Raw genomic sequence first — 6,472 nt, 5'->3', positions numbered from 1 at the left:
CAGGCTTTGTGCCCAACGATATGCAGGTCGGCCAGACCGGCAAGATCGTGGCCCCGCAGCTGTACATCGCCGTCGGTATCTCCGGCGCGATCCAGCACCTGGCCGGCATGAAGGACTCCAAGGTGATCGTTGCGATCAACAAGGACGAAGAAGCGCCGATCTTCCAGGTAGCCGACTACGGTCTGGTCGCTGACCTGTTCGAAGCGGTGCCAGAGCTGGAAAAGCTGGTCTGATCCGCCTGCTTCACTTATAAAGAACCCGGCCCTCGTACAGGGGGCCGGGTTTTTTTATGGTCTGTAGCGGCCTTGTCGCCGGCAAGCCAGCTCCCACAGGTACGGCGCCACGCTTCAGGGCGTTGCAGTACCTGTGGGAGCTGGCTTGCCGGCGATAGGGCCGGATCAAGCAATGCAAGGAGTGAGGGATGACATTGCGCGGAACGGGCAGGGCGCTGGCATGTATGGCGGTGTTGATATCACCACTGGCCATGTCAGCAGGCAAATGCGAGCGCCTGGTGGCGACCGGCAGCCCGGATGCGCCACCGTATTCGTGGCAAGACCCGAAAGACCCGAAACACCTGATCGGTGCCAATGTGGACCTGTTGCGCCAGGTAGCTGGCGAGCTGGGTGTAAAGGTAGAAGTGCTGAATGCGGGCCGTCGCGATCAGGCCTTGGACGATGTACGCAGCGGGCGCATGGACCTGCTGCTCGACACCCCCATGCAAGTGGAGCAGCTGACCGCGCTGGACTACATCCATCCACCCCTGCAGCTCAACGAGTACCTGGTATGGACGCGCCATGATGCCGTGCTGGACTTCGACGGCCCGGCGGACCTGGCCAGGTACCAGGGCAGTTTGTCCGAACGCGCACGTCTCACGCCAGCCTTCACTGCCTTCGCCAAAACCCAGCTCAAGCTGGTGCCGGCACAGAACCTTACCCAGGCATTCCAGAAACTGGTGCTCGGCCAGGTCGACTATGTGCTGGCTGGCCGCTATGCGGGCATGGCCATGGCCCAGAGCCTGGGCATGAGCAATGACCTGATTGCCCGGGGCTTGCCGGTGGATCGGCCGGGCCTGTACCTGGCCCTGTCACACAACTCGGCATGCAATGACAGCTGGTTGCGTGGGCAATTGGCGAAAAAACTGACAGAATTGCCGATCTCCGGTGCGTCCGAGGCCGTGCTGCAACGTAATGTCGAGCGCTGGAAAGCGCAGCAACTGCGGGTGCCGACGGACGCCCCCAAACACTAGGAAGATTGCGTGAGAACCCAACCACTAATCCTTGCCCTGGCCGTGCTCGGCCTGGCTGGCTGCGCCAATGATCCGGCCCCTGACGAGCAGATGCGCATTTCCGAACAGGCACTGGAGCAGGCCAGGGCCGTCGGTGCCACCGACCAGGTCGAAACGCTGAAACTGGCCGAAGACAAGCTGGCCCGGGCCAAGACCAATATGCTTACCCAAGACTATCGCGATGCGCGCATGCGCGCCGAGCAGGCGGAGCTGGATGCACGTCTGGCCGAGGCCCAGGTGCTGAACCAGAAGAGCGAAGAGCAGCTGCAACTGCTGCAGTCGCGGGTCAAGCGCCTGCGCAAGCAGCTGGAGGTGCAGCCATGATTCGCCGTGCACCATTGGCCGCGCTGGCGTTGCTGGCGCTGGCGGCAGGTTTGCAAGGTTGCGCCAGCCAGCGCAGCAGCTCAGCGCTGGACGACGCCACTGCCGCGTTCCAGAAGGTCAAGGATGATTCCGATGTGCTGCGCAGCGCGCCGCGCGACGTGATTCGTGCTGGCGAATCGCTGGCACGCGCCGAGCGCCTGTCGAGCTATATCGGCACCGGCTCCGATGTGCGGCATTACGCCTATCTCAGCCAGCGCTACAGCGAAATCGCCGGCGAGCATGCCAAGTTGGCGCTGAGTCAGGAGCGTCAGGCCAAGCTCGATCTCGAGCGTCAGCGCCTGCAACTGGCCCTGCGCGAGGCCAAGCTGGCCAGCGTGCAGCAGCAGGGCAAGTGGGTCGAGTCGCAGATTGCAGCGCTGGCCTCGGAGCAGACCGACCGTGGCCTGGTGATGACCCTGGGCGATGTGCTGTTCGATACCGGCCGTGCCGACCTGAAGAACTCGGCCAGCCGTACCGTGCTCAAGCTGGTGCAGTTCCTGCAACTGAACCCGCGTCGGGTGGTGCGTATCGAGGGCTATACCGACAGCACCGGCGCCCCCGAGGACAACGTCAAGCTGTCGCGCGATCGGGCACAGTCCGTGGCCGACATGCTGGTCGACCTGGGCATCGACGAGAAGCGCCTGCAGGTGGAAGGTTATGGCGACCAGTATCCGATCGAGGCCAATGCGTCGGAGCGGGGCAGGGCGCAGAACCGCCGGGTAGAGATCGTGTTTTCCGATGAAAAAGGCAAGCTCGCGCCAGCGCGCTGATTGATGACAAGCGGGGGCTGCAGAGCAGCCCCCGCTTGTGATTGGTCTGGCAGCGGCATAATCCTTTCTATGGCTGCCACGCAATTGTATTGTTGACTATCTTGCCATCTGTCCCAGTACACTTTGCAACTGTTACGGTATCCTCTACCGTCAGTGTGTCGCACAAGAATAACTAGCCGTCCGCGCGTCGAGATCCAGCCATGACCAACCTGCTGCTGTACCAGCGTATCGCCCAGCAACTGGCCGATGACATCCGTCGCGGTGTCTACCAGCCAGGCGAGCGGGTGCCTTCCGTGCGCAAGATGAGCGCCCAGCTCAATGTCAGCCATGCCACGGTGCTGCAGGCCTATGCCAACCTCGAAGACCAGGGCCTTATCCGCGCGCGGCCGCAGTCTGGCTACTACGTGCACCAGACCCCGGCCCTGACTGCCCAGACCCCGGACATCGCCCGGGTCGAGCGCCCCGGTCTGGTGACCCGCGCCAGCATCATCCAGCAGGTACTGACCGAGGCGCGGCGCGATGGCGTTTTCCCGTTTGGCGCCGCCGTGCCGCATGTCGACTATCTGCCCGTGCGGGCCCTGCACCAGCAAATTGCCAAGGTGACGCGCTTTCACAGCCCGCGCGCCTTCAGTTACATGTTCAGCCCGGGTTTCGAGCCGCTGCGCCGGCAGATCGCCATTCGCATGCGCGATGCCGGGGTACTGGTCGATCCGCGAGAGGTGATCGTGACCCACGGCTGTGTCGATGCGCTGCAGATGTCGCTGCGTGTGCTGACGCGCCCGGGTGATCTGATCGCCGCCGAGTCGCCGACCTATTACGGCTTGCTGCAATTGGCTGACCTGCTGGGCCTGAAGGTGATCGAGATCCCCAGTGACCCGTCCACCGGGATCAGTCTCGAAGCCTTGCAGTTGGCAGCCAACCAGTGGTCGATCAAGGCTCTGGTGCTGACTGCGCGCCTGAGCAATCCGCTGGGCGGCACCGTCCCCGAAGAACGGCAGAAGCAATTGCTGCGCCTGGCTTCGGACTTCGATATTCAGATCATCGAAGACGATATCTATGGCGAGCTGATGTTCGAGCAGGGCAAGACCAAGGCGCTGAAGGCGTACGACCGGCTGGACCGGGTGATCTACTGCTCAAGCTTTTCCAAGACCTTGTCACCGGGGGTGCGTGTTGGCTGGATGATTGCCGGGCGTTACCAGGACGAAATCCAGCGCCTGCAAACCTTCACCACCCACTCGGCCTGCAGCGTGACGCAGATGGGGGTGGCGGCTTACCTGGAAAACGGCGGCTATGATCGCCACCTGCGTTACATTCGCCAGGAGTACCGCAAGAACCTCAGTGCCTACCAGCTGGCGGTGCAGCAGCACTTTCCCGAGGGTACCCAGATGACCCGGCCGACAGGCGGTTTCATTCTGTGGGTGAGCCTGCCTGGGCGGGTCAATACCCAGGAGCTGCACGTGCGCGCGCTGGAGCAGGGGATCAGCATTGCTCCGGGGCTAATATTCAGTAACACAGAACAGTTCAATCACTGCATTCGCTTGAATTGCGGTATTCCGTGGAACAAAGAGGCCGAGCGCGCAGTGATTACCCTGGGTTTGCTGGCGCAACAGCTGTGCAGAGAGCCTGCTCTCACACTTTTGTAAGGCTTGCCAGCAGCCCGCGGAACAGAGAGCATACGCACTTTTCCGGCCAGTCTGTCCAATTGCCATGAGCGCCTTACGCCGTTTTGTCCTGATCTTGTGCCTTGCACCGTTCTGCACGCTGGGTAGTGTCGCCCAGGCTGCGCAGCCGGCTGCTCAGGCGCAGGCGGCCTCGAACAAGCCGGCGCCCAAGGCGGCAACCAAGCCGGTGGCGAAGAAGGCCAGCAACAGCAAGGCCAAGCCGGCGCGTAAACCGGTGAGCAAGGCCGTCGCCAAGCCATTGCCCAAGGCAAAGCTCGATTTGAGTCTGCCCACGGACCTGGTCGACAACCTCGAGCCGAATGTAGGTACGCCTTCACCCATCCAGCGTCGCAAACCTTTGCTGCCTCCCATGTTCAGCCAGAGCCCTGAGCCCAGCGATAGCCCGTTCCAGCTCAATGGTCGGCTGATCAGCAACGAAATGCAGTTGCAGTTGCGCAATGACAGCCGTCATGACGTGGAAGGGGCAGCCATCGATTTCGAGTATCGTCAGTAACCTGGAACTGACTACCGGGTCACGGCATATTTCCTTGTGCCAGCAATTTCAAACGTCTGTTTGAGCCGTTACTATCCAGGGGCATTCGTCCCGTTTCTGTTTCAGGGAGTCCTGATTTTGGTGAGTTGCCATGAATTGCCGTGAGGGTTGCGGTGCCTGCTGCATCGCCCCGTCCATCACTTCTGCCATGCCGCGCATGCCCAATGGCAAGCCGGCGGGCGAGCGCTGCCTGCACCTGACGGCCGCCAACCTCTGCGACCTGTTCGGCAAGCCCGAGCGGCCGGCGGTGTGTGGTGGTTTCAAGGCAGATGCCGAGGTGTGTGGCAGTGACAGTGAAGAGGCAATCAGGATTCTTGGCTGGTGGGAGCAGATGACGGCGGCGTGACTGGCTGGATCTTCGACAACAAGGATAAACATGATGAGATCGTTCAAGCGTATTGCACTGCTGTGTGGCATGGGTGTTCTGCTGTCGCCTGCTGCCTGGGCCGAAAACTGGCAGGTGGCCAAGGACGAGGAGGGGATCAAGGTTTCCCTCAGCGAAGTGGCGGGCTCCAAGTACAAGGCCTATCAGGGCGTGACCCTGATCAAGGCGCCGCTGGCCAAGGTCCAGGCGTTGCAGGAAGACGTGGCCGGTGCTTGCGCCTGGATTCACGAGTGCAAGACGCAGAAGCTGCTCAAGCATGAAGGTGACCAGAGCTGGACCTACACCCAGTTCAATACGCCATGGCCGGTGACGCCGCGGGATTCTGTGCTGCACGTGACCACGGTCAAGGGTGCTGATGGCAGCCTGACGCGTAACCTGAAGGAGGAACCGACCTATATCCCGGAAGAGAAAGGCTTTGTGCGGGTGGCCAAGGTCGAGGGCTTCTGGAAGCTGGTGCCCAAGGGTGACAACACCGAGGTCACGTACCAGGTGCATACCGAGCCGGGGGGCAGTGTGCCTGCGATGGTGGCCAACAAATTCGTGGTGGATGCGCCGTTCAATACCCTGAAAGGGCTGCGTGAGCGGGCCGAGAAAAACTGAGGTTTTATGCTGCCTGTATTGGTCTCTTCGCGGGCTTGCCCGCGAAGGGACCAATACAGGACAAATAAAAAAGGCTGCCCGAGGGCAGCCTTTTTGCGTTCGGCTGAAAAAGCTTACTTGCGGTCCGTCAGCGCAACGATGTCGCGCTTCTGCTCGCCGGTGTACAGCTGGCGCGGGCGGCCAATCTTGTACGGGCTGGAGAGCATTTCTTTCCAGTGCGAAATCCAGCCCACGGTACGTGCCAGGGCGAAGATCACGGTGAACATGCTGGTCGGAATGCCGATGGCCTTGAGGATGATCCCCGAGTAGAAGTCGACGTTCGGGTACAGCGAGCGCTCGATGAAGTAAGGATCGGTGAGAGCGATCTCTTCCAGGCGCATGGCCAGTTCCAGCTGCGGGTCGTTCTTGATGCCCAGCTCGCGCAGGACTTCGTCGCAGGTCTGCTTCATGACGGTGGCGCGCGGGTCGCGGTTCTTGTACACGCGGTGACCGAAGCCCATGAGCTTGAACGGGTCGTTCTTGTCCTTGGCCTTGGCGATGAAGGTGTCGATGTTCGAGACATCGCCGATTTCATCCAGCATGGTCAGCACGGCTTCGTTCGCACCGCCGTGGGCCGGGCCCCACAGTGCAGCGATACCGGCGGCGATACAGGCGAACGGGTTGGCGCCCGAGGAGCCTGCCAGGCGCACGGTGGAGGTGGAGGCGTTCTGCTCGTGGTCGGCGTGGAGGATGAAGATCCGGTCCATTGCCTTGGCCAGCACCGGGCTGATCGGTTTGATCTCGCACGGGGTGTTGAACATCATGTGCAGGAAGTTTTCCGCGTACGACAGGTCGTTGCGCGGGTACATCATCGGC

General features: G+C 61.7%; 9 protein-coding genes. 8 read left to right on the top strand and 1 reads right to left on the bottom strand.

Going from position 1 to position 6,472, the window contains the following annotated elements:
• The 8 genes from HP547_RS26150 to HP547_RS26115 form a co-directional block, all read left to right on the top strand.
• Positions 1 to 233: FAD-binding protein (locus HP547_RS26150; protein ID WP_172288292.1), on the top strand; the 233-nt coding region annotated here is incomplete at its 5' end.
• 188 nt (positions 234 to 421) lie between these two features.
• Positions 422 to 1,246 carry an ABC transporter substrate-binding protein gene (locus tag HP547_RS26145; RefSeq protein ID WP_172288290.1) on the top strand — a complete coding sequence of 275 codons (825 nt, stop codon included), beginning with the start codon at positions 422 to 424 and terminating at the stop codon, positions 1,244 to 1,246.
• A 9-nt stretch (positions 1,247 to 1,255) separates the two neighbouring features.
• Positions 1,256 to 1,609 carry a DUF4398 domain-containing protein gene (locus tag HP547_RS26140; protein WP_172231007.1) on the top strand — a complete coding sequence of 118 codons (354 nt, stop codon included), beginning with the start codon at positions 1,256 to 1,258 and terminating at the stop codon, positions 1,607 to 1,609.
• Positions 1,606 to 2,418 carry an OmpA family protein gene (locus HP547_RS26135; RefSeq protein ID WP_172231004.1) on the top strand — a complete coding sequence of 271 codons (813 nt, stop codon included), beginning with the start codon at positions 1,606 to 1,608 and terminating at the stop codon, positions 2,416 to 2,418. The genes HP547_RS26140 and HP547_RS26135 overlap by 4 nt, the downstream gene beginning before the upstream one ends.
• A 200-nt stretch (positions 2,419 to 2,618) precedes the next feature.
• Positions 2,619 to 4,061: a PLP-dependent aminotransferase family protein gene (locus HP547_RS26130; protein WP_172231001.1), complete on the top strand. Its 1,443-nt coding sequence runs from the start codon at positions 2,619 to 2,621 to the stop codon at positions 4,059 to 4,061.
• A gap of 64 nt (positions 4,062 to 4,125) precedes the next feature.
• Positions 4,126 to 4,593, top strand: a complete 468-nt coding sequence (locus HP547_RS26125) for a hypothetical protein (RefSeq protein WP_172288288.1) — start codon at positions 4,126 to 4,128, stop codon at positions 4,591 to 4,593.
• Positions 4,594 to 4,723: 130 nt separating this feature from the next.
• A complete protein-coding gene (locus HP547_RS26120; protein ID WP_172230995.1) occupies positions 4,724 to 4,978 on the top strand; it encodes a YkgJ family cysteine cluster protein in 255 nt (84 codons plus the stop codon).
• Between the two features lie 33 nt (positions 4,979 to 5,011).
• Positions 5,012 to 5,617 (top strand): START domain-containing protein, encoded by a 606-nt coding sequence (locus HP547_RS26115; protein WP_172288286.1) that lies wholly within the window; start codon positions 5,012 to 5,014, stop codon positions 5,615 to 5,617.
• Between the two features lie 113 nt (positions 5,618 to 5,730).
• Here HP547_RS26115 and HP547_RS26110 read toward each other — a convergent pair.
• The coding region (locus tag HP547_RS26110; protein WP_306140574.1) for a citrate/2-methylcitrate synthase at positions 5,731 to 6,472 on the bottom strand (742 nt) is incomplete at its 5' end.

It is taken from the genome of Pseudomonas sp. CM27 (genome assembly GCF_013179515.1).
GTDB lineage: Bacteria > Pseudomonadota > Gammaproteobacteria > Pseudomonadales > Pseudomonadaceae > Aquipseudomonas.
This window is presented reverse-complemented; position numbering and strand designations above follow the sequence as displayed.